This is a genomic window from Burkholderia multivorans ATCC BAA-247 (assembly GCF_000959525.1).
Taxonomy (GTDB): domain Bacteria; phylum Pseudomonadota; class Gammaproteobacteria; order Burkholderiales; family Burkholderiaceae; genus Burkholderia; species Burkholderia multivorans.
The window spans coordinates 1554381-1576256 of record NZ_CP009832.1 but is presented as its reverse complement, the minus strand read 5'-3'; the positions used below and the strand labels follow the sequence as shown (position 1 = coordinate 1576256).

Sequence of the window (21876 nt, the reverse complement as noted above, 5' to 3'; positions counted from 1 at the left end):
GCGACAAGAGAGATGAGAGTACAACGGATGAACCACCACGCCTGGATTCGCTTTACGCCGATCGCCGTTGCCGCGGCGCTCGCCCTCACCGCCTGCGGCGGCGACGACGTGCAGCAGCAGGGCCTGTCGGCCGTGAAGAACGTCGTCGTCATTTACGCGGAGAACCGCAGCTTCGACAACCTGTACGGCAACTTCCCCGGCGCCAACGGGCTGCAGAACGTGACGGCCGCCAGCGCGCAGCAGAAGGACCGCAACGGCCAGCCGCTCGCGACGCTGCCGAAGATCTGGGGCGGGCTGACCGCCAAGGGCGTCACGCCGGCCGTGACCGAAGCGATGACCGAGAATCTGCCGAACGCGCCGTTCGCGATCGACGATCCGAACGGCTTCAACACGTCGATGAGCGTGACGACGCGTGACCTGTATCACCGCTTCTACGAGAACCAGATGCAGATCAACGGCGGCAAGAACGACATGTTCGCCGCGTGGGCCGATTCGGGCGGCCTCGTGATGGGCCACTACACGGCCGACGCATCGAAGCTGCCGCTGTGGAAGATCGCGCAGCAGTACACGCTCGCGGACAACTTCTTCATGGGCGCATTCGGCGGCTCGTTCCTGAACCACCAGTATCTGATCTGCGCGTGCGCGCCGTACTACGCGAACGCGGACAAGAGCCCGGCAGCCGGCTCGATCTCCGCCGTCAACGCGGACGGCAAGTCGCTGCAGCTCGCGAGCAACTCGCCGGCGTCCGCGCTTGCCGGCGCACCGAAGTTCGTGAACTCGGGCAACCTGACGCCCGACTTCTACGCGGTCAACACGATGCAGCCGCCGTATCAGCCGAGCGGCAACAAGGCGGCCGCAGGCGGCGATCCGAACCTCGCCGATCCGTCGGCCGCGACGACGCTGCCGCCGCAGACGCAGCAGAACATCGGCGATCTGCTGACCAACGCGGGCGTGTCGTGGGCCTGGTACGGCGGTGCCTGGGGGCAGGCGCTGCAGGCCGCGCAGAGCGGCACCGCGAACGTGATCTACGGCCCGAACATGACGGCGCCGAACTTCCAGCCGCACCACCAGCCGTTCAACTACTACGCGAACCAGGCGCCGGGCACCGCGAATCGCGCGCAGCACCTGCTCGACGGCGGCACCGACGGCAGCGCGTTCATCCAGGCCATCGACGCCGGCACGCTGCCGCAGGTCGCGTTCTACAAGCCGCAGGGCAACCTGAACGAGCACGCGGGCTACACCGACGTCGCGAGCGGCGACCAGCACATCGCGAACGTGATCGCGCATCTGCAGGCGAGCCCGCAGTGGAAGAACATGGTCGTCGTCGTCACCTACGACGAGAACGGCGGCTTCTGGGATCACGTCGCGCCGCCGAAGGGCGACCGCTGGGGCCCCGGCACCCGGATTCCGGCCATCATCGTGTCGCCGTACGCGAAGAAGGGTTTCGTCGATCACACGCAGTACGACACCGCGTCGATCCTGCGCTTCATCACGCGCCGCTTCTCGCTGCCGCGCCTGCCGGGCCTGCAGCAGCGCGACGATGCGCTGAAGGCGAACGGCGCGCCGGCGATGGGCGATCTGACGAACGCGCTCGAGTTGTCGCCGAACCTGTAAGCGCGGCATCGTCGCGCACCGGGCGGCCGCGCGGCCGGCCCGGCGTCGCGGCGAGATCGGCGCGCCTCATGCTGCTCGGCGGCGCACATCCGCCGGGCGAGCGTTTCGCCGAATGGAACTTCGTGTCGAGTTCGCGCGAGAAGATCGGCATGGCGCCGCTCAGCGCGCGAGCCCCATCAACTTCGCGAGCACGGGCCAGCGCGCGAGCGCATCGACGTATGCGCGCCGCGCCTGTTCGTCTACATAGCGTTCGGGATCGAAGGCGGCCACGTGACGCGCGAAGCCGAGCACGTCGTTCGGTTGCGACAGGCGATCGTCGTCGATGTCGCCGCGGTTTACTGTTCGTCGATCCATACGCCGTCCGGAGTCTTGACCGCGTAGCCCGCGGCCGTCTGCATCGTCACCGTGCCCTCGTTCTCGCCGACCATCCGCGTGCGCGGCAGATCCGCCGCGTATTGCGCGAGCGTCACGCCGGGCTTGAACGGGCTGTTCGATACCAGGTTCGACAGCAGCTGCGCGAGCGCGAGGAAACTCGTCGGCTGGTCGATCACGGTCGTCGTGCCGTGATCGCCGGCAAAGCCGACGAGCCGCACGCCGACCGGCCCGTGCACGATGCGCGGCGTCGGAATCTCGCGCAGGCCCGCCACCTGGTTCCGGTCGCCGCGCAGCGCGGCGCCATGCTCGGGCACGAACACGATCACCGCGCGCCGGCCCGATTGCGCGATCAGATCGGCGAGCCGGTCGACGTCGCTCATCAGCTTCGCCGCGCGTTGCGGATACGAGTCGATGCTCGTCAGCGCGCTGCCGACCACGCGGTTGCCGTCATGCAGGCTGATCGTGTTGTAGTACAGCGCGACGGGGCCCGCAACCGCGCCGCGCTGCGCATACCAGTTCGCGAGCGTCGCGTAGTCGTCCTTGATCGCCGAGCCGTCGAACGCATGCATCGCGACGGGCGCCGCGTCGTTCGACACGAGCGGCGCGCCCGGCACGCCGATGTTGTCGCGAATCACCTGCAGGAAGTTGTCGAAGTGGCCGTCGTGGTTCAGGAGCGACTGCACCGTGTAGCCGGCGCTCGCGAGCTGCGCGAACAGATGGCATTGCTGCGGCGCGGGCTTGTACAGATCGGCATGCGCCTCCTGTCCGCAGCTTGCGCGCAGCACGCGGATCGCGGCCGGCCCGCTGTAGCTCGCGGCCGTGCTGAAATTCGTGAACAGGTAGTCGAAGCGGCTCAGCATCGGATGATTGCGCAGCTTGGCCGCATCGAGGTCGTCCCACGACAGCGAGCAGACATGCACGACGATCACGTCGAACTGCGCCGCCGGATCGCTGCCGAGATGGCCGAACGCGACCTGCCGCTGCGACTCCTGCGTGCGGAACGTCGCGAGTGCCGCGTTGTAGTCCTCGGGCTGGCCCGCGCGCGACGCCGCCGCGCCGCCGCCCTGCGCCGTCGTCGCCTGCGCGACGCGCGTCGCCCAGCCGCTGCCCGCCTGCCACAGCGGCATCGCGATCAGGGCCGCGATCACGAACGTCGCGACGCGCAGCCAGCGGTTCACGACGAAATAGACGATCAGCGCGCCGGCCACCGTCAGCAGCAGCATCGGCGGCAGCAATCGCGGCAGGATCTCGAGCCAGTAGTCGGCGCGGAACGTCGCGACCTCGCGCGCGGCCTCCGCGAGCCGTGCGAGCGGCGGCGCATGCAGTTCGCGCGCGAGCAGCGGCACGGCGATCGCGACGGCCGCGACCTGCCGCACGATGCGCGCGACGCGTGAACGCAGCGGCGCGCTCGCCGCGAGCGCCAGCGCGAACACGAGATTCGCGGCCCACATCGGCTGCAGATGCCCGGTCGCAAACAGCGCGAACTTCAGGATGAAATACAGATTCCAGAACGTCATCGATACCACTCCGTGATGCGCGGCATCAGTCGCGCGCGCGCTCGAGCTTCGGCGCGAGCAGCGCCTGCAGCCGCTGCGCGGCCCCCTTCCACAGCCGCACGTAGCCGTCGAGGCCGACGCGCAGCACTTCCTTCAGTCCGCGCAGCGGCGTATCGGCCGGCGCGCCGTCGTGCCAGTCGAGCCACGCATCGGCGCGGCCGAACGTGCACTGGATCAGCAGCCGCTCCTGCTCGAGCGTCAGCGCATCGAAGCTGACGCCGACATGCGTCGGCGTCACGCGGCTCACGCGCACCGGAAACGGAAACGACCGGTCGCCGCGCGACACGCACACCTGCAGCCGGTCGCCGACGGCGAGCGGCAGGCCAGGCACCGCGTCGAGCCCGAGGCCGCCCGTCGAGTAGTCGCTCGTGAAGCATGCGGCGGTCGTGCCGTCCGCGAGCAGCAGCGTGGCCGGCACGCGCATCGCGATCCGATGCGTGACGCGCACCTGCTTCGTCTCGCGCGCGACGGCGAGCGCGGCGCCGAGCATCGCGAGGTTGTACACGGTCCAGCCGAGCGTGATCAGGATCGTCGTCGCCTCGTCGCCCTGCTCGGCGACGAGCCGCCACAGCCCGGCCACGATCGCGAGCGCGTTGAGCGCGAGCAGCACGAGATAGGGCTTCGACGTCGACCAGTCGACGTAGCCTTCGTCGATTCGCCCGCCCTTGTCGGTCACGTTGAACTTGCCGTGCTTGGGGCTCAGGAACGCGACGGTCGTCGGCAGCGCGATATACCACGCAAGCACCGATTCGTAGACTTCCGCCCAGAACGAATGGCGAAAGCGTCCCTGCATCCGCGAGTTCGCGACGTTCGCGAGCACCAGATACGGGATCACGTAGCTCGCGAGCGCGAGCGCGGACGCGTTGATGAAGTACAGATGAAAGAACAGGTAGGCGAACGGAATCGTCAGGAACACGAGCCGCGGAATGCCGTAGAAGAAATGCAGCATCGCGTTGCCGTAGCAGATCCGTTGCACGAAACCGAGCCCGCGCCCGAGGAACGGATTGTCGATCCGGAAGATCTGCGCCATCCCGCGCGCCCAGCGCGTACGCTGCTTCACGTGGCCGGCCAGGCTCTCGGTCGCGAGGCCGGCCGCCTGCACGGTCGGCAGATACGCGGACGTGTAGCCGCGGCGATGCAGCTTCAGCGCGGTATGCGCATCCTCGGTCACGGTTTCGACCGCGACGCCGCCCACTTCCTCGAGCGCGCTGCGCTTGAGCACCGCGCACGAGCCGCAGAAGAACGCCGCGTTCCAGAGATCGTTGCCCGACTGCACGAGCCCGTAGAACAGGTTGCCCTCGTTGGGTACTTCGCGGAACGTGCCGAGGTTGCGCTCGAACGGATCGGGCGAGAAGAAATGATGCGGCGTCTGTACGAGCGCGCACTTCGGATCGCGCAGGAACTCGCCCATCGTCGTCTGCAGGAACGAGCGCGTCGGCACGTGATCGCAGTCGAAGATCGCGATGTACTCGCCGTGCGTCTTCGGCAGCGCGCGGTTGATGTTGCCGGCCTTCGCGTGGCGATTGTCGTCGCGCGTCAGATAGCCGATGCCGGCGTCGCGCGCGAACGCCGCGAACTCGGGGCGGCGGCCGTCGTCGAGCAGATAGACGCGCAGCTTGTCCGTCGGCCAGTCGATGCTTTGCGCGGCGAACACGGTCGGCTTCACGACCGACAGCGGCTCGTTGTAGGTCGGGATATAGATGTCGACGCTCGGCCACGTGTCGGGATCGGCCGGCAGCGGCACGATCGGCCGGTCGAGCGGCCAGGCCGTCTGCACGAAGCCGAGCAACAGGATCATCCACGTATACGCTTCGGCGCCGTACAGCAGATAGCCGGCGATCGCCTCGGCAGGGCCGCGGAAATCGAGCGTCTGCGTCGTGCGCCACCAGACGTAGCGCACCGCCGCGAGCAGCGCGAGCGACGCGAGCGCGAGCGTCGGCAGATGGCCCGGGACGCGGCGCAGCGCAAGCGCGAGCAGCGCGACGATCGCGAAGAACGCGAACTGCGCGCTCGGCATCAGCGGCGACATCCCGGCGGCCGCCCACAGCAGCGCGCCGGCGAGCAGCAGCAGCGGCGCAAGCCAGCGACGCCGGCCGACGCCGTTCGCGCGCGCATCGAGCCAGCCGCCCCAGCGCGTCCACGGCAGCCGCGCGAGCGCCGCGTCGATGCGCCGCATCAGCGCGCGCGCGGCGACGTAGACGGGCACCACGTAGCTGTCGAACCACGCGAGCGGGTCGCGCGCCGGGCGCTCGACATCGACGGCACGCGGCGCGCGCACGCAGGCACGCCACAGCCATTCGCGCGGACTGAGCGGCTGCAGCACGCCCCACTCGCGCGCGAGCCGCAGGAACACGGCGCGCACGCCGCGGCGCACGACGTCCGGGCGGCCGGGCGGCGGCGCATGGAAGAACAGCCGCACGAGCCAGTCGAGCAGCGTGCGTTGCGCGGGCAGCCCGAGGCCGCGTGCGATCCACGCCGTCGTGCCGCGGCGCGCGGCGCGCAGTCGTGCGACCAGCGCGGCCTTCATTGCGGCGCTCCCGCACGCCCGGCGACGGCCGCCGTCAGCCACGCGTCGACCCAGTTGGCGACGCCGTGCAGGTCGTGCGACGCCTGCGAATACGGCGCGTCGTCGAAGATCCAGCCGCCGCGCGCGAACGCTTCGGGCACCGCGGCATCCGCATGGATGCGCTGTTCGATCAGCGCGGTCGGGCCCGCCGCCGCGCGCAGCATCGCGAGCGCGTCGCGCTGCATGTCGCGCGCGGGGTTCAGGCGGTTCACGACGATCTGCCATGCGCGGCCGCCCGCGCGCAGCGCGTCGAGCCGCGCGGCGAGCGTCGCGCATGCGGCGGGCTCCGGCGGCACGACGACGAGCGTCAGGTCCGCGCAGCGCAGCGCCTGCTCGGCCTGCTGCGACGGCTGGCGCGCGGTGTCGATCAGCACGACGCCGTCGGGCGGCAGCGCGATCTCGTCGAGTGCGCGTGCAAGCCAGGCGCGATCGGCCGCGAGCCGCGCGTCGCAGGCGGCGGCGCCCGCCGCGTCGACCGGCCCGTACGGCACGAACAGCACGCCGTCCGCATTGCGCCAGGTGTGCGCATGCCAGGGCTCGGCGCCGCCGAGCAGGCTTTGCGCGAGGCCCGCGTCGGCGAGCGTGTCGAGGCCGAGCAGCGCGCCCATCAGGTTCTGCGGATCGAACTCGACCGCGACGACGGGCCGCCTGCGACGCGCGAGCAGCACGGCGAGCGCGGCCGCGAGTGTCGTGCGGCCGGCGCCGCCTGCCGTCGACGTGATGGCGATCGTCTTCATCGCGTGCCCTCGTCGGCGCGCGCCGCTTCGGGCAGCAGCCGCCCGCGCAGCGCGACCGGCACCAGCGTGCACGGCACCGCATCGCGCCGGCCGAGCCCGCGCGGCGCCTGAAAACCGCGGCCGACGCCCAGATGCTGCGCGACGATCCAGACGGGCACCGCGATCGCGATGCCGACGAGAAATCCGATCACGAGTTCGGCGATCATGCGCCCTCCGGCTTGCGCAGCGGCATCGCGCTGCGCGTAGCGCCGCGCGCGTGCGCGGCGGGAAATACGGGATGTGCGGTGTCGGCGGCGACGGTCTGCGCGGCGGCCGCATCGGCGGACGATGCGGGCGACATCGTGCGGGCGGGCGATGCGTCCTCGTGCCGTGGGCCGGCCGCCTCGACTGCGGCGCCGGCATCGTCTGCATCGTTTGCATAGTCTGCAGCGACCGCATCGATCGCACGGGCCGCCTCCCCTCCGCCGTTCGGTTCCGGCGACGCGAACAGGTCGCTGTAGTCGGCCACCGGCGCGCGCCGCTGCTCGGCCTTCAGCGCATGCAGTTCGGTCTCGATGCTGCCTTGCCCGAGACAGAGGACGCGGTCGGACAGCGTATCGACGGGCACGTCGAAGATGCGCGCGAGCGCGTCGTCGGCATCGGTCGGTTCGCACGCGAACAGAAACACGTACAGGTGCGCGGCGTCGGCCGTCACGACGTCGCCGGTGCGGCGCGGCCGACAATGCCGCAGCGCGTCGACGTGCGATACCGCGGGCAGCAGCGTCAGCTTCGCGAGCGTATGTGGCAGCGCGAGCACCGCGCCGCGCTCGAGCACGGCGGCAATCCGCGCGCAGAACGTGCCGACCGGCAGATAGCCGAGCACCGGCTCGCCGAGCGCGGCCGCGAGCGCCGCACGATAGTCGGCCGGCACCGGACGCGCGAACAGTTGCCCGCGCAGCGCCTGCACGGCGGCCTGCACGCGCGAGAGCGGCACGTCGCGGCCGACCACGCGGTTAGCGCCGACGCTCAGCACGAGCGTTTCGAACTGCTGACGCAGCACCTCGCCGCGCTCGACGACCGCGATCTTCAGCGCGCCGCCGCTGCGTCGGCGCAGCGTATGCACCTGAGCGCACAGCGACTCGAGCTGCGCGTTGGTGCGAAACGCGAGCACGGCCGTCGCGGCCTGCGCCTGCGCGCACGCGGCGACGACGGCCGCATTGTCGTCGACGATCTCCCAGCCGGCCGGCACGTGCGCGACGCCGTCGATCACCGCGCGGCTGACGACGACGCGATCCTCGTCGATCGCGAGCCGCGTGCGGCGCGCCGGTTCGGCCGCACCCGCATCGACGATCGCCGACAGCCGGCCGTTCGCCGCGAAGCGCAGCGGACGCACCTCGCCGGCCGCGAGCGTGCCGCCCGCGCGCCAGAATTCGACGAGCCACAGCAGTTCGCCGTGCGTGCGCTGCAACTGCGCGACGCCCGCGCATACGCTGTGCAAGCCGCTGCGCGACGTGCGATCGGTGTCGCGCACGAACGGGCGATCGTCGGTACGCGCGTCGTCGGCGGCATCCGGATCGAGCAGCAGCACGAGCGCGATCCGGTGCGCGCGGCACCAGTCTGCGAGTGCGCGCGCTTCGTCCGCGAGCGCGGCCGGATCGTCCCAGCTGAACCAGCGCTGCGCGCCTTCGACGACATACAGCGACCGCGCGCGGAAGCCGTAGCGCTTCAGCGCGCGCAGCGCGCCCGCGAGCCGCGCGAACGGCCGCGGCGCGACAGCGCGCGGTGCGTCGCGATGCGCGTCGGCGTCGGCGTCTGGGGCCTGCGCGTTCTGCACGGCGTCGCGCGCCTGCGGCGGCATCGCCAGCACGTTGAGATTGCGCGGCCAGCCGGCCGGCTGCGCGCCGCCCGCGAAGCCGCGCGTCTCCATCTGCGCCGCGACGTGCGCCGGATCGCGCGCGAGCACGACGGTCACGTCGCGCGTGCGCGCATGGCGCGCGCTTTCCCATACGAGCGCGTCGCAGGCGGGCGTCTGCGCGGCCGCGTAGAGCGCATAGAGGCCGCCCGCTTCGAGCTGCGTCCACGTATCGGGCAGGCCGTCGATCGCGAGCCGGCCCGGCGCGCCGGCGCGAGCGCCGGCCGCTGCGCTGCGCCAGAGCGTACGCAGCCGCTCGACGATCGCTGTGCCGAGCGCGGGGCGTGTAGCGTTGAAATCGGTATTCACGCGTTCCCCTAATAGTCCGAGTAGAGCCGCACGGGCGTCGGCGTGACGAGCCAGCTGCGCTCGGCGCGCGCGTCGAACGCATAGCGCAGATAGACAAGCGCCGAACTCGGCGCGTAGTCGTGCGACCGGTCGACATGCAGTTGCGCGCCCACGCTCAGATGCGCGTTCACGCGGTATTCCGCGATGCCGTTCACGCCGTACGAGAACGACACGCCGCGCGTCGAGCTGCCCGTGTAGACAAGGCCGGCCGCCTGCTGCTCGGCGCGCCGGTCCGCGAAGGTCGGATAGAACAGCGAATCCTTCTCGTAGCTGTTCGACATCCCGGCCGTGACGGTCAGATCCCACGACAGCGCATCGCGCCGCCCGGCCCATTCGATCGGTACGCCGAGCGACAGATAGCGCTGCGGACTGTAGTAGCCGCCCTGCCCGTACGTGTAGTACCGCAGGTTCTGCGCGTAGTGCCACGCGTTGCCGACGAGCCCGGTGGCGACCTTCATCGTCGCGCGTTCGTAGACGGGCGCCATGAAGCCCGTGCGCAGCGTGACCTCAGCATTGCGCTCGACGTTGCGGCCCGACAGCACGCCGGCGCCGAGTTCGGCGAACAGGTTCGCGCGGCCGACGTCGACCGACGCGCGCAGATTCACGCCGTCGCGGCGCACGCCGCCCCACACCGCGCCCGTCCACGGGTCGCGCATGCCGGCATACGACAGCACGCTGCTCGTTTCCGGCCGCCGCGACGCGTTCACGCTGACGCTCGCGGGCCCCGCGTCGAAACGGTAGCGCACGCCGCCGACCAGGTAGTGCACGGGAAAGCCGAGCGGCGACGTGCCGAGATCGACGCGCCACGCGTCGGACCGGTAGCCCGCGCCGAGCGCGACGCCCGTCGTCGACTGGTGCAGCGCGCCCGGTGGATGTGCGATCAGCGCGCCGGCCGACGCCGCCGGCGCAAACGGCGGCGGCAGGCCGTTCAGCGCGTTGAGCGCCGCATACGTGCCGAACGTTTTCAGCGTGTAGGCGTCCGCGTTGCTTGTGTCGAGCGTGCCCGCATCGAGATGCACGGTGTCGAGCTGCAGGAACGCGTGGCCGTCGTAGCGCACGGGCACCTGCATATAGATCGGCACCTGCTGCGCGCGATACGCGGAAATGCCTTCGTCGCCGGATTTGTAGGCCGGCAGCCAGCCGATCTCGATCTCCGGATCGCGCCGCTGCTCGAGATCGGCGAACGCGGCCTGCGCGGGCGTCAGCCCGTCGCGGCCTGCGCGTACGCCGCTCGCGCGCTCCTGCGACATCGACAGCCGGTACAGCGACGCCGCGTCGTCGTAGCGGCGCTGTCCCTCGGCGACGCGGCCGGCCGCGACCGTCACGTCCGCGCGCGCCGGATACGCGGCCTGCAGCCGGTCGGTCACCTGCACCGCGGCATCCGAGCGGCCGAGCGCGTTCAGCCGCCGCACGACGGCGAGCCGCGTGTCGACGTCGTCGTCCGGCGTGCGCGCGAGCACCGCTTCGACGCGTGCCAGCGCGGCCGCGCGACGGCCGCTCTCCTCGTCGATCCGCGCGAGCGCGAGCTGCGTGTCGGGATCGTCCGGCAGGCGCGCGACGAGCGGCGCAAGCGCGTCGCGCGCGGCATCGTAGCGGCCCTGCGCGCGTTCGACGTCGGCGAGTTCGAGCGCGTAGCGCTTGTCGGCGCGGCCGGCCGCACTCACGCGCGCGAGCAGCGCGCGGGCGCGCGCATCGTCGTGCTGCGCGATCGCATCGTCGGTCTGCCGCAGCACGACGCGCAGCGCCTGATCCTCGAGCCGCGCGGTCTGGGCGGGCGTCAGCGCCGGGTCGCGGCGCAGCGCATCGAGCCACGCGACGAGCGCATCGTCGCGCCGCGCGCTGCCGAGCAGATCGCCGTAGCGCAGCCGCACGTCGGCATCGGCGTCGGCCGGATGCGCGGCGATCCAGTCGTGCAGCGGCGCGAGGCCGCGCTCGGTCTCGCCCGCATCGATCCACTGCGCGCCGATCGCGGCAAGCAGGTCGGGATCGTCCGGTGCCTGCCGTTGCGCACGCTCGAGCGACGCGGCGAACGCCGTGCGGTCGCCGCGCGCGAGCGCGTCGCGTGCATCGGCCAGCGCGCGTTCCGCGTCGAGCTTGCGCGCGAGCGCGCGCATGCCGTCCGAGCGCTGCGCCTCGTCGATGCCGGCGAGCACGGCCTGCGCGCCGTCGACATCGTCGAGCGAATGGCGGTACAGCGCGCTCGCGTAGCGCATCTCGGCCGTATCGCGATACGCGAGCCCTTCGTCCATCACCGTGCGGCCAAGCTGCGGCAGTCCCATGTCGCGATACAGGCGCGCGAGCGCGAAGCGCGTCCAGGCCGCGTCGGGCGCCGCGCGCACGGCCGCTTCGTAGCGTTGCGCGGCCGGCCCGCGTTCGCCGCGCGCCGCGAGCGCGCTCGCCTGGCTGGCCAGCAGGTCCGCCCGCAGGCCGTCGAGCGCGCGCCGATCGTCGCCGCCCGTCACGCGGCCTTGCAGCGCATCGAGCAGCGGCCCGACGCGCTCCGCGCGGCCGGTGTTTTCGTAGAGCGTCGCGGTGTCGCGCACGGCCGCGATGCGCGGCGCAGGCGCGGCCAGCAGTTCGCGCAGCAGCGGCTCCGCGCGCGCCCAGTCGCGCTGGGCCAGCAGCGCATCGGCAAGTTGCAGCTTCGCATCCGCGCTGTCCGGCTGCATCGCGAGCGCGGCGCGCGCCGCACGCTCGGCTTGCGCCGCGCGACCGGCCGACGCCGCCGCGCGGCCTTGCGCGAGCAGCCCCCAGAATTGCGCGGTGCGCGCGAGGCTCTGCCACTTGCCGCGCTGATCGGTCGCGAGCGATGCGGCGCGTGTGAACAGCGCGCGCGCTTCGTCGTGCCGCCCTTCGCGCAGCCGCAGCAGCCCGAGGCCGCCGACCGCGTCCGCATCGTCGGCACGCGCACGCACCGCGCGCGTCAGCAGCGGCTCGGCCGCCGCGAGATCGCCGCGCGCGAGCGCCTGCAAGCCGCGCTGCTGCGCGATGTAGTCGGGATCGCGTTCGAGCCGCCGCCGCGCGTCGCGTTGCCGGTCGAGCGCGGCCGCGCGATCGCGGAACTCGGTATCGTCCGGCACGAGCGCGAGATAGGCATGCAGCGCGTCGAGATAGGCGGGATCGGCGCCGGCCGATTGCAGCACGTGCCGCCACAGCGTCATCGCATCGGTATGGTCGGCGTCGGTGCGCGTCGCGAGCGACCACGCGATGCGGTTGGCTTCGGCGCGCGTGTCGTCGCGCTGGTTCAGCAGCCGCGCGAGCGCGAGCGCCGCATCGGTGTCATGCGGATCGGCCGCGAGCGCGCGGCGCAGCGCGGCGATCGCCGGCGCACGGCCGCCCGGCGCGTTCGCGACGATCTGGTAGTACTCCGCGCCGAGCGCACCGGACGGTGCACCGTTCGGAAACAGCGCGACGATCCGTCGGGCCGCTTCGTCGGTCCGGCCGCTACGCGCGAGCAGCCGGATCTGCGCCATCTCGCCGCGGCCGCTCGTCGCGACGCGCAATTCGTCGGCCGCGCGCCGCGTATCGGGCGCATCGGGTGCGCGCGCCTGCAGCCGGGCGAGCGCGGCCTGCGCGCGTTGCGCGTCGCCGAGCCGCAGCAGCACGCGCATCTGTTCGGCGAGCAACTCGGGATCGTCGGGCGCGATCAGCAGCCCCTTGTTCAGCGCGTCGCGCGCGAGATCGTCGCGATGCTTGACGCCCCACATCCGCGCAGTCGCGAGCAGCCGGCGCGCATCGACCGCGTCGGCCGATGCGGGCGCCGCGCGCGCGGCTTTCGGGCTCGCGGGTCGCGCCGCGGCCGCGGGTGGCGTTGCAGCGGGCGCCGATGCGGCAGGCGCCGACGGGGCAAGCGCCGATGCTCCGATCGACGCCGCGAGCGCCGTGACGCCCGCGACGACGCGAATCAGCGGGCGACGCACGAACGCTCTCCCCAGCGCACGTCGAGTGAGCCGTCCGCGCCGAACCGGTAGCGCCCCTCGCGCCAGCCGAGGCCGAACAGCGTCAGCACGCTCGTGTAATAGCCGGGCGCCGACTCGCGCGCGAGCGCATCGACGCGCGCCGCCTGCGCATCGGCCAGCGCGTGCTGGCCGCGTGCGTCGAGAAACGGCACCGCGGCCGCGGAGAAGCCGCCGTTGCCGTCGTTCGGCCCGGCAACGCCGGTCGTCGTGTCGACTTTCTCGGGCGGCGCGCCATGCGCGGCGATGTAGTCGGCGAATGGTGCGAAGCGCGCGAGCAGCGGCGCGGCGAGCGGATCGGCGCGATCGAGCATGCCGGCCCACAGATAGACGCGAATCGCGTTGTACGCGCTTTCCGCCTGCGTCTGCGGATCGGGACCGAAGCCCGCGCCCGCGCGGTACAGCGCCCAGTCCGGCGCAAAGCCCTTCGGTGCGGTATCGAGCAACACGCGGCCGGTGCTGGCCGCAAGCGCAGCCCAGCGGCGATCGTCGGGCAACCGTGCGGCGAGCGCGCGAATCACCTGCGGCGGCGAATAGCTCGGATTCACGCGCCATCGGTCGCGCGCAAGCGCGAAGCCAGTCGGCCCGGGCAGCAGCGTGAGCCCGAGGCCCGGCACGTTCGCCGTCTCGTCGTCGAGCACGCGTTTCGCGAGCAGCATGCCGCGCGCGGTATAGCTGCGCTCGTGCCAGAGCCGCCCCGCTTCGACGAGCGCGTACGCGATCCACAGATCGGCATCGGAGGCCGCGTTCGCGTCGAGCACGCGCCACGTGCCGTCCGGCGCGCGGCCCCACAGCCACGCCGGCAGCCGCGCGCTCAGGTCGCCCTGCGCGAGGTTGTTCTCGGTCCATGCGAGGATCGTGTCGAACGTGCGCCGGTCGTTCGCGACGAGCGCGAAGAACAGTCCATACGCCTGCCCCTCCGATACCGTGCGCGAATCGGCCGAACCGACGTCGATCACGCGCCCGTCGGCCGACACGAACCCGCGCTTGAACGCGTCCCAGCGCGGCCAGTCCGCGCCGCAGCGCGCGTCGGCGGCGTCCGTCGCGCTTGCCGCGCCTGCGCCGCCTGCCGCACCGCTCGCCGTACGCGGCGCAGCCGCCGCGCGCGCGACCGTGCCGCCTGCCGCACACGCCGCCGCGACGGCCAGCACGAACGTCGCGCCGAGCCGGCGCGCCGATGCCGCGCGCCGCATTCCGATTGCCCGCACCATCCGTTACATCCCCCGTCGACGCGCGGCGATCCGCTGCAGCACGCTGAACGCACCGAGCGCGAGCAGCAGCCCGGCGACCACGCCGACCGCGCCGAGCACGACCGGGTGCCGCGCCGCATGCGTCCACACACGCGCGTACCACGGCACGAAGCCGACGACGTACGGCTCGCCGACGCGCAGGCTGTCGACGGCGCCCGCCCGCACCAGCGCGACGTCGCCCTGCACCTGCGCGACGAGGCCCGGCTTCTCGAACACGTCGAGCAGCTCGCCGAGGCGGCCCGGCTCGGTCGCGGTCAGCGCAACCACGCTGCGGCCGTGACTGCCCGGCAGCTCGAAACCGGCGAGCGTCGCGAGCGGCCCGCTCTGCTCGATGTGCGCGCCGCCGTCCGGCCGGCCGACGCCGTTGCGCCAGCGCTCGTCGACGGAAAACGCGACGCGCGTCGCGCCCGCGCCGCGCGGGCCGCCGATCGCGACCGGCAACGCGGCGCGCCAATGCGCGAGCAACGGCGACGACGATGCGCCGTCGATCACGAGCAGATCCTTGCTGCCGCCGAGCGCGGCGACGTCGGCCGCGCGCGCCACCTGCACGCGCAGCGCCGGAAAGCCGGTCCATTCGCCCATGTGGCCGAGCATCGTCAAATACGCTTCGAGATCCTGCGCGGTCGGGCGATCCGGCAGCACGACGGCCGTCTGCGACAGGTCGGCGAAACGCGTGAACGGAAAGCCGCTGTTCGCGAAGTACGCGAGGTTCGGCAACTGCGCGTAGTGAACGAAATGCGAGAAGTCGATCGTCGAATCGGGATCGATCGCCGCGCGCTGCGGCTCGCTGGCGGTGCTCGAGCATAGGCCCGTCTTCTGCGAATCGAGCGTGAAGCGCAACTGCAGCTGGTTGCCGCTACCGACGCGGAACGCCGGGATGTCGACGTCGCTCGTCACGCGCCCGTCCGGCACCGACAGCAGCGGCAGCTGCAGGCGGCCGCGCGCATCTTCGGCGCGCGCGGGCGCGAGCCGGTACGACTTCACGAGCTGGTCGTTGATCTCGACCGCGAGCGTCGAATTGTCCTGCACGGTCGGCGCCGTATAGCGATAGCGCAGCGTGATCGGTACGCCGCTACCGTTCCACGAATGCAGATCGGCGGGCACGCGCAGGTTCAGCCGGATCGCGTCCGGCGCGGTGCCGCGCACCTCGAGTGCGCGCGGATCCGACACGAGCTCGCGGAACGCGATCGGCCGGTTGACCGGCAGCCAGCGCGGCGCATCGTACGGCTTGCGCGGCGCACCCGGATCGACGTGCGCGACCGTCGCCGCCGGCCCCGACAGCGCCGCGCGGCCGAGCACGAGCGTCGCGACCGCGTCGTCGACTTCGGCGGCCGTGCGGCCCGTGACGACGAGCAGCTTGCGGCCCGGCGCGGCCGGGTTGTCGGCGACCGCGAGCAGCGGGCCGTTCACCGACGGCAGCGCGAGGCTGGCCGGCAGCGTCGCGGCCGTGCCGATTACGACCGCCTGATCGTCGGAAGGCAGCGTCGCCGACACCGGAAAGCGCGCATGCCGATAGTCGGCCAGCGCGCCGAACCACGACGCGAGCACGCCCGCGCTGCGCAGCGTCGCCGAATCGGCCGACGCGGGCAGCACGAACGGCAGCCGCACGAGCGCGTTGTCGCGGCGGTCGAAGAACGGCGCGGGCAGCAGCGCGAGATCGTTCGGCAGACGCACCGGCGCCTCGTCGAGAATCAGTTCGCTCGTCGGACTCACGTCGGCCCACAGCGCGGAGTTGGCCGGATCCTCGCAGTGATCGAGCGTGTAATGCGCGATCAGCCGCACGCCGATCTGGTTGAAATCGGAGAAGTAGCGCGGATCGATCGGAATGTCCTGCGTGACCGTGCGGCCGGCCTGCGCGGCATCGAACGGGACGGTCGCGATCACCTCGCCGTTGACCGACACCTTCAGGTGCGACATCGGGAACACGAGCGACGGCGAATACGCATAGGTCAGGCGCAGCCGCGCGCCCGTCACGACACGGTCGAGCCGCACGCCGGCGTTGATCGTGCGTACGTCGTCGGCGCCGCGCAGCCGCAGCGGATCGAATGCGCCGAGCGACGCGAACGGCAAACGCACGGTCGTCGCGGGCAGCGCGGCCGACGGCGCGCCGGCCGGCGCGCCGGCAACCGATGACGGCAGCGCTGCCGTGCTGGTCGAAGACGCCGCGCCGGGCGCCGCCGACGAAACGGCCTGACCGCCGGGCGCCGTCGCGGCGGCCAGCGCAGCCGCATGGAATGCGCCGGCCGCCGCGGCCAGCAGGACGAACCGCGACACGGCCGGCGTCATGCGCCGCTCCGTTCGGTCCGGGACGTCCAATCCTCGATCGCGCCGAATCCGGCGCGCGCAAAGCGGCTATGCCTGTGCGTGCACATCCCGTCTGCTTCCCCTCATCAATGGCCTTGATTCATTTATCGAAACGGCGCGGCGATTCTTTAGCCGCCGGCTCGTCGTACGGCGCGCGCGTCGCGGCGTCGCGCACCTGTTCGTCACGTTATCTCAAAAGTAGGACAAAACGCTGCCGGGTTCCGGACAACGAAGCGAGAAAACGCTCGATTCGGTCAGAAATACCGTATGCGAAGAAAGAATGGCAACGATTGCACCGCGGTTGCCGATCGGGACGAACATGATGCTGCCGGCGCGGTCGGGCGATGCCCGCCGGGTCGGCATGCCGGCTGCGGTCCGTTGCGGACCGTCGTCCGGTGCGCGCTGCCGCGTGGGCGGCGCGTATGCTACCTCAAGCCCGCGTCGTTGCGCGCGGTTTGAGTGCGAAAAAACTGATCTGGATCAAATCGGCGACACGGGGCAAGGTGCGTGGCCGTAATTCGGGGCCTCATCGTGTCGCCGGCGGAGAGCGCCGAAGGCTTTGTCGACGGCGGGCCGCGCGCCGCGCATCAGCGCCTCACACCGGATCGGGCACCTCGAGCGCGAGCAGCGCCGAGCTGACCGACTTGCCATGCGCATCGAGCGCGAGCGAGCGCGTGACGCCCCCGCCCAGCGCATCGCGCAGCACGAAGTTGAACGCCGCGAGCGCCGGCAGCTCGTAGCGCACGACGTCGCCGCGCACGATGCCGGCAAGCCACGCCTTCACGACGTCCGCGCTCAGATGCGTGCGCAGATGGGCGTAGTGCCGCGGATCGTGGCAGATCACCGACACGTTCAACGTATTGCCCTTGTCGCCCGTGCGCGCATGCGCGAGTTCCCGCAGTTTCATGATGCCTCCACGAACGAAAACAACGGCGTCACCGCGTCGCGCGGCAACAGCACCGATTGCACGGCGACCACCTCGCGCGTCGACTTGAACGCGCCGCCGCCGCCGGCCGGCCCGTTCGTGTACAGCGTTTCGACCTCGTTGCCGATCCGCGCCGCCTCTTCCGCCGTGTCGGCGCGGCCCGCGACGCGCACGCGCACTTCGGCCGGCTCGCCGCTTGCACCCGTTCGTACGTCGCCGTACAGCGAATCGACGCCGATCAGATCGAAGCGCAGCTCGCTCGCCGCGACGCCGGTCAGCGCGAGCCGTTCGCGGACGATTTCGAGCGCCAGCCGCGCGCGCTCGAGCGCGCCCGGGCCGCCGTACGAGATCTGCCCTTCGCCGATGAAGCCGTCGACGTACGCGACCGACGCCTTCAGCGTGTCGGGCCGCGCGGCGCCGCGCCCGCCCGTCACGCGCACACGATCGCGCGCCGCCTCGACGACGCTCACCTGCGTGAAGTCCGCGACGACGTCCGGCTGCAGATAGCGCCCCGGATCGTGGATCTCGTACAGCAGCTGCTCCTTGCAGGTCGCCGCGCTCACGCGACCGCCCGCATGCGCGACCTTCGTGATCGTGACCGCGCCGTCGGCCTCGACCTCGCCGATCGGAAACCCGAGCCGCGCGAGATTCGGTACGTCCTTGTAGCCGGGATCGGCGAAGTAGCCGCCCGTGATCTGCCCCGCGCATTCGAGCAGATGGCCGACGACCGTGGCCTGGCCGAGCGTGTCCCAGTCGTCCATGCGCCAGCCGAACGCATGGATCAGCGGCGCCGCGAACAGCGACGGATCGGCGACGCGCCCGGTCAGCACGACGTCGGCACCCGCGTCGAGCGCCGCGACGATCGGCGCCGCGCCGAGATACGCGTTGGCGGCGACGATCCGCTCGCGATACGCGGCGACCTCGTCGCCCGATTCCTCGAAGCGGAACGCGCCGCGCAGCACGACGTCGAGCACGTCGTCGCCTTCGACCGCCGCGACCTTCAGCTGCGCGAAGCCGAGCGCGCGTGCGATCTGCGCGGTGCGGCGCGCGGCCGCGTGCGGGTTCGCGGCACCCATGTTCGACACGATCCGCACGCCTCTCGGCACGGCGGCCGGCAGCACCGCGCGCATCCGCGCGTCGAGCAGCGGGTCGTAGCCGTGCGCCGGATCGCGGCGCTTCGCCTGCTGCGCGATTGCGATCGTGCGCTCGGCCAGGCATTCGAAGACGAGATAGTCGAGCTGCCCGTGCTCGGCCAGTTCGACCGCGGGCTCGATGCGATCGCCGGAATAGCCGGCGCCCGCGCCGATGCGCACGCGCCGTTCGTGTGGGATTGCTGTCATCTCTGCACCGTCGTGCGGCAGGTTGGCGATCCGGAGGATCGAATCAAAACACGCCGAGCACGACGCATGCGATCGTCATCACGATCGATGCGCCGAACAGCAGCGGAAACGTGAACTTCTGATGCTCGGCCAGTTCGATGCCGCACAGGCCGACGACGAGAAACGTCGCGGGCGTGAGCGGACTGACCGGAAAACCGGTCGTCATCTGGCCGAGCAGCGCGGCCTGCCCGACCTTCACGGCCGGCACGCCGAGCTGGCCGGCGACCTCGGCGATCACCGGCAGCACGCCGAAATAGAACGAGTCGGGATCGAACAGCATGCTGAGCGGCATCGACACGATGCCGAGCACGACCGGAATGTGCGCGGCCATCGAGGCCGGCACGAAGCCGACCGCGGCCTGCGCCATCGCCTTCAGCATCCCGCTGCCCTGCATGATCCCGGTGAACACGCCCGCCGCGAGCAGGATCGCGGCCATCATCAGCGCCGCGCGCGCATGCGCGTCGATCCGCTTGCGCTGCATCGCGACATCGGGATAGTTGACGGTCAGCGCGATGCAGAGCCCGACCATGAACACGATCGCGGGCGGCACCTTCTCGCCCATCGCGACCATCGTGCCGAGCACGACGAGCGTCAGCACGATGTTGAACCAGAACAGGTGCGGCCGGCGCAGCGCACGTTCGTCGGCCGTCAGCTCGCGCGTCGGCAGCGCGATCGCCGGATCGTGCCGCGATAGGCCGAGCCGCTTCTCCTCGCGCCGTCCGAGCCAGTAGGCGACGCCGAACACGAACACGAGGCCCACCGCCTGTACCGGAATCAGCGGATTGAACAGCGTCGACACGGGCAGATGCAGCGACGCCGATGCGCGGATCATCGGCCCCGTCCACGGCAGGAAATTGATGCCGGCCGCCATCGACACGGCCGCCGCCAGCACGCGGCGGTCGATGCCGAGCCGGTCGTACAGCGGCAGCACGGCCGGGATCGTCACGAGAAAGCACACGGCGCCCGAGCCGTCGAGATGGATCAGCAGCGCGAGCAGCGTCGTGCCCGTCACGATCCGCGTCGGCCGCGTGCCGACCGCCCGCAGGATGCGGTCGATGATCGGATCGAGCGTGCCCGCATCGGTGATCGTCCCGAAATAGAGGATCGCGAACACGAACATGCCGACCACGGGCGCGAGGCCCTTCAGCCCGTCGAGTACGAACTTGCTGGTCTGCAGCCCGAATCCGCCGAGCAGCGACGCGACGATCGGCACGACGATCAGCGCCACGAGCGGCGACATGCGGCGGGACAGAATCGCGGCGAGCAGCACGACGATCGTGCCGAGCCCGAGTAACGGCAGCATCGGTTGTCTCCTGTCTTGTCTTTTGTTGGAGACGAGCGTAAGGTCCGCGCAGCGATAGCACAATTGAAATGATTTGATCGCAGCAATCACGACCCGTTATGGATCTGAATCTTCGCGACATTCGCGCGTTCGTCACCGTCGCGCAGGCCGGCAACTTTACGCGCGCGGCCGCGCGGCTGCATCTGTCGCAGCCTGCGCTGACCGTGCAGATCCGGCGGCTCGAGGAAATCGTCGGCGCGCGGCTGTTCGACCGCAACAGCCGCAGCGTGGCGCTGACGCAGACGGGCCGCGAGCTGCTGCCGCTGCTGCAGCGCTCGCTCGACGACATGGAGCGCGTGCTGCGCGATGCGCGCGCGCTCGGCGAAGGCGCGAGCGGCACGGTGCGGCTCGCATGCCTGCCGACGTTCGCGTCGAGCGTGCTCCCCGAATTGATCCAGACGTTTCGGCGCGACGTGCCGCGCGCGGCGTTCGAGATTCGCGACGGCGTCGCGAGCCTCGTGACCGCGCTCGTGCGCAACGAGGAAGCTGATCTCGGGTTCACCGGCGGCGACGCGTTCGATGCGTCGCTCGACGTGCTCTACACGGGTGCCGATCGCCTCGTCGCGATCTGTCCGCGCGATCATCCGCTCGCGCGCAAGCGGCGCGTGACGATCGCCGATCTCGCGCGCGTGCCGCTCGTGCTGACCGCGCGCGGCACGAGCGTGCGCAGCGTCGTCGATGCGGCGCTCGACGCGGCCGGCTGCATGCCCCAGCTCGCGTGCGAGCCGACCTACATGATGACGGCCGTCGCGATGGTGCGCGGCGGGCTCGGCGTGACGATCCTGCCCGCGACCGCGCGCGAGGTGCGCGCGGAGCCGGATCTCGTCGCGAAGCCGATCGACGATCCGGCGTTCGTGCGGCCCGTCGCGCTCGTGTGCAAGCGCGGGCGCACGCTACCGCGCGTCGCGCAGGCGTTCGTCGACACGATGCTCGCGCACTGGCGGCGCACCTGAGCCGCGCGTGGCGGGCGATGCGCGCGGCCGGCGTGCGAGCCGACCTCGCGCGTGCCGCGGGCGATTACGCTGCGTCGGCCTCGCCCGTATCGGCGTTCAGCGCTTCGCCGATCGCATAGAACTTCCCGCCCGCGATGTAGTGCAGGCTGCGCAGCGCGGGGTCGGCCATTTCGAAATACCAGCGGCCGTCGCGGAACACACGTGTGTCCGACCATGCGCCGACCACCTCGCCGACGAACAGGTCGTACGCCTGCTGGTTGTGCGGCTCCGGAATCAGCCGGCATGCGAGCCAGCCCGAGCAGCCGGCGACGAACGGCAGATCGTGGCCGTCGACGTCGAACAGCGTGACGCCCGCCTCGCGCAGCTTGTCGGGATGCTCGGCGAGACTGCGGCTGCCGACCGCGTGCGTGAGCTGCAACTGCGCGGCGGTCGGAATCTGGATCGCGAAGCGTCCGCTCGCCTCGACGAGCGCGCGCGTCTTCGTCGCCTTGTCGAGCACGACCGTCAGCTTCGGCGGCTGGAAATCGAGCGCGCACGCCCATGCGGCGGCCATCACGTTGTCGACGCCGTCGTGCCGCGCGGAGACGAGCACGGTCGGGCCGTGGTTGAGCAGCCGGTAGGCGTGATTCGGCGCAACCGGGGCGATGTGACTGTCCATACGGGTTCCTTCGAAAACGAGG

Annotated in this window: 15 protein-coding genes; 2 read left to right on the top strand and 13 right to left on the bottom strand. The window is 71.5% G+C overall.

Going from position 1 to position 21876, the window contains the following annotated elements; genetic code table 11:
* Positions 1–27: 27 nt before the first annotated feature.
* Positions 28–1614 (top strand): acid phosphatase, encoded by a 1587-nt coding sequence (locus tag NP80_RS19760; RefSeq protein ID WP_006409099.1) that lies wholly within the window; start codon positions 28–30, stop codon positions 1612–1614.
* A gap of 159 nt (positions 1615–1773) precedes the next feature.
* Here NP80_RS19760 and NP80_RS19755 read toward each other — a convergent pair whose 3' ends face one another.
* The 12 genes from NP80_RS19755 to NP80_RS19700 all read right to left on the bottom strand — a co-directional run bounded on the left by NP80_RS19755 (position 1774) and on the right by NP80_RS19700 (position 20204).
* The gene (locus tag NP80_RS19755) at positions 1774–1968 is read right to left on the bottom strand and encodes a hypothetical protein (RefSeq protein ID WP_006409100.1); all 195 of its coding nucleotides are present in this window, start codon (positions 1966–1968) and stop codon (positions 1774–1776) included.
* On the bottom strand, positions 1950–3506 hold the full coding sequence (gene bcsG / locus NP80_RS19750) for a cellulose biosynthesis protein BcsG (RefSeq protein WP_045594093.1): 1557 nt from the start codon (positions 3504–3506) through the stop codon (positions 1950–1952). Before bcsG ends, NP80_RS19755 begins: the two co-directional genes overlap by 19 nt.
* A 25-nt stretch (positions 3507–3531) precedes the next feature.
* Positions 3532–6072 carry a UDP-forming cellulose synthase catalytic subunit gene (gene bcsA, locus NP80_RS19745; protein ID WP_045594091.1) on the bottom strand — a complete coding sequence of 847 codons (2541 nt, stop codon included), beginning with the start codon at positions 6070–6072 and terminating at the stop codon, positions 3532–3534.
* Positions 6069–6848, bottom strand: a complete 780-nt coding sequence (bcsQ, locus tag NP80_RS19740) for a cellulose biosynthesis protein BcsQ (RefSeq protein ID WP_045594088.1) — start codon at positions 6846–6848, stop codon at positions 6069–6071. The genes bcsA and bcsQ overlap by 4 nt, the downstream gene beginning before the upstream one ends.
* On the bottom strand, positions 6845–7054 hold the full coding sequence (locus tag NP80_RS19735; RefSeq protein WP_006402171.1) for a hypothetical protein: 210 nt from the start codon (positions 7052–7054) through the stop codon (positions 6845–6847). The genes bcsQ and NP80_RS19735 overlap by 4 nt, the downstream gene beginning before the upstream one ends.
* Positions 7051–9048, bottom strand: a complete 1998-nt coding sequence (gene bcsE, locus NP80_RS19730) for a cellulose biosynthesis protein BcsE (protein ID WP_045594085.1) — start codon at positions 9046–9048, stop codon at positions 7051–7053. The genes NP80_RS19735 and bcsE overlap by 4 nt, the downstream gene beginning before the upstream one ends.
* An 8-nt stretch (positions 9049–9056) precedes the next feature.
* On the bottom strand, positions 9057–13007 hold the full coding sequence (locus NP80_RS19725; protein ID WP_045594082.1) for a cellulose synthase subunit BcsC-related outer membrane protein: 3951 nt from the start codon (positions 13005–13007) through the stop codon (positions 9057–9059).
* The gene (gene bcsZ / locus NP80_RS19720) at positions 12992–14254 is read right to left on the bottom strand and encodes a cellulose synthase complex periplasmic endoglucanase BcsZ (RefSeq protein ID WP_045594079.1); all 1263 of its coding nucleotides are present in this window, start codon (positions 14252–14254) and stop codon (positions 12992–12994) included. Before bcsZ ends, NP80_RS19725 begins: the two co-directional genes overlap by 16 nt.
* A gap of 3 nt (positions 14255–14257) precedes the next feature.
* Complete coding sequence (gene bcsB / locus NP80_RS19715; RefSeq protein ID WP_045594076.1) at positions 14258–16579, bottom strand: cellulose biosynthesis cyclic di-GMP-binding regulatory protein BcsB; 2322 nt, start codon at positions 16577–16579, stop codon at positions 14258–14260.
* Between the two features lie 613 nt (positions 16580–17192).
* On the bottom strand, positions 17193–17504 hold the full coding sequence (locus tag NP80_RS19710; protein ID WP_006405020.1) for an AtuA-related protein: 312 nt from the start codon (positions 17502–17504) through the stop codon (positions 17193–17195).
* Positions 17501–18862 carry an acyclic terpene utilization AtuA family protein gene (locus NP80_RS19705; RefSeq protein WP_035948409.1) on the bottom strand — a complete coding sequence of 454 codons (1362 nt, stop codon included), beginning with the start codon at positions 18860–18862 and terminating at the stop codon, positions 17501–17503. Before NP80_RS19705 ends, NP80_RS19710 begins: the two co-directional genes overlap by 4 nt.
* A 43-nt stretch (positions 18863–18905) precedes the next feature.
* Positions 18906–20204, bottom strand: a complete 1299-nt coding sequence (locus NP80_RS19700; RefSeq protein WP_006402179.1) for a CitMHS family transporter — start codon at positions 20202–20204, stop codon at positions 18906–18908.
* Between the two features lie 98 nt (positions 20205–20302).
* On the opposite strand from NP80_RS19700, the gene NP80_RS19695 reads away from it, so the two are divergent.
* Positions 20303–21196, top strand: coding sequence for a LysR family transcriptional regulator (locus tag NP80_RS19695; RefSeq protein WP_006412029.1), 894 nt, complete (start codon positions 20303–20305; stop codon positions 21194–21196).
* A gap of 64 nt (positions 21197–21260) precedes the next feature.
* Here NP80_RS19695 and NP80_RS19690 read toward each other — a convergent pair whose 3' ends face one another.
* Positions 21261–21854 (bottom strand): flavin reductase family protein, encoded by a 594-nt coding sequence (locus NP80_RS19690; RefSeq protein ID WP_006412028.1) that lies wholly within the window; start codon positions 21852–21854, stop codon positions 21261–21263.
* Positions 21855–21876: the final 22 nt, after the last annotated feature.

Excerpts from the sequence above, each read along its gene's own strand:
- NP80_RS19760 (WP_006409099.1), top strand. The coding sequence starts at position 28 with ATGAACCACCACGCCTGGATTCGCTTTACGCCGATCGCCGTTGCCGCG.
- NP80_RS19755 (WP_006409100.1), bottom strand. The coding sequence starts at position 1,968 with ATGGATCGACGAACAGTAAACCGCGGCGACATCGACGACGATCGCCTG.
- bcsG (WP_045594093.1), bottom strand. The coding sequence starts at position 3,506 with ATGACGTTCTGGAATCTGTATTTCATCCTGAAGTTCGCGCTGTTTGCG.
- bcsA (WP_045594091.1), bottom strand. The coding sequence starts at position 6,072 with ATGAAGGCCGCGCTGGTCGCACGACTGCGCGCCGCGCGCCGCGGCACG.
- bcsQ (WP_045594088.1), bottom strand. The coding sequence starts at position 6,848 with ATGAAGACGATCGCCATCACGTCGACGGCAGGCGGCGCCGGCCGCACG.
- NP80_RS19735 (WP_006402171.1), bottom strand. The coding sequence starts at position 7,054 with ATGATCGCCGAACTCGTGATCGGATTTCTCGTCGGCATCGCGATCGCG.
- bcsZ (WP_045594079.1), bottom strand. The coding sequence starts at position 14,254 with ATGGTGCGGGCAATCGGAATGCGGCGCGCGGCATCGGCGCGCCGGCTC.
- bcsB (WP_045594076.1), bottom strand. The coding sequence starts at position 16,579 with ATGACGCCGGCCGTGTCGCGGTTCGTCCTGCTGGCCGCGGCGGCCGGC.
- NP80_RS19710 (WP_006405020.1), bottom strand. The coding sequence starts at position 17,504 with ATGAAACTGCGGGAACTCGCGCATGCGCGCACGGGCGACAAGGGCAAT.
- NP80_RS19705 (WP_035948409.1), bottom strand. The coding sequence starts at position 18,862 with ATGACAGCAATCCCACACGAACGGCGCGTGCGCATCGGCGCGGGCGCC.
- NP80_RS19700 (WP_006402179.1), bottom strand. The coding sequence starts at position 20,204 with ATGCTGCCGTTACTCGGGCTCGGCACGATCGTCGTGCTGCTCGCCGCG.
- NP80_RS19695 (WP_006412029.1), top strand. The coding sequence starts at position 20,303 with ATGGATCTGAATCTTCGCGACATTCGCGCGTTCGTCACCGTCGCGCAG.
- NP80_RS19690 (WP_006412028.1), bottom strand. The coding sequence starts at position 21,854 with ATGGACAGTCACATCGCCCCGGTTGCGCCGAATCACGCCTACCGGCTG.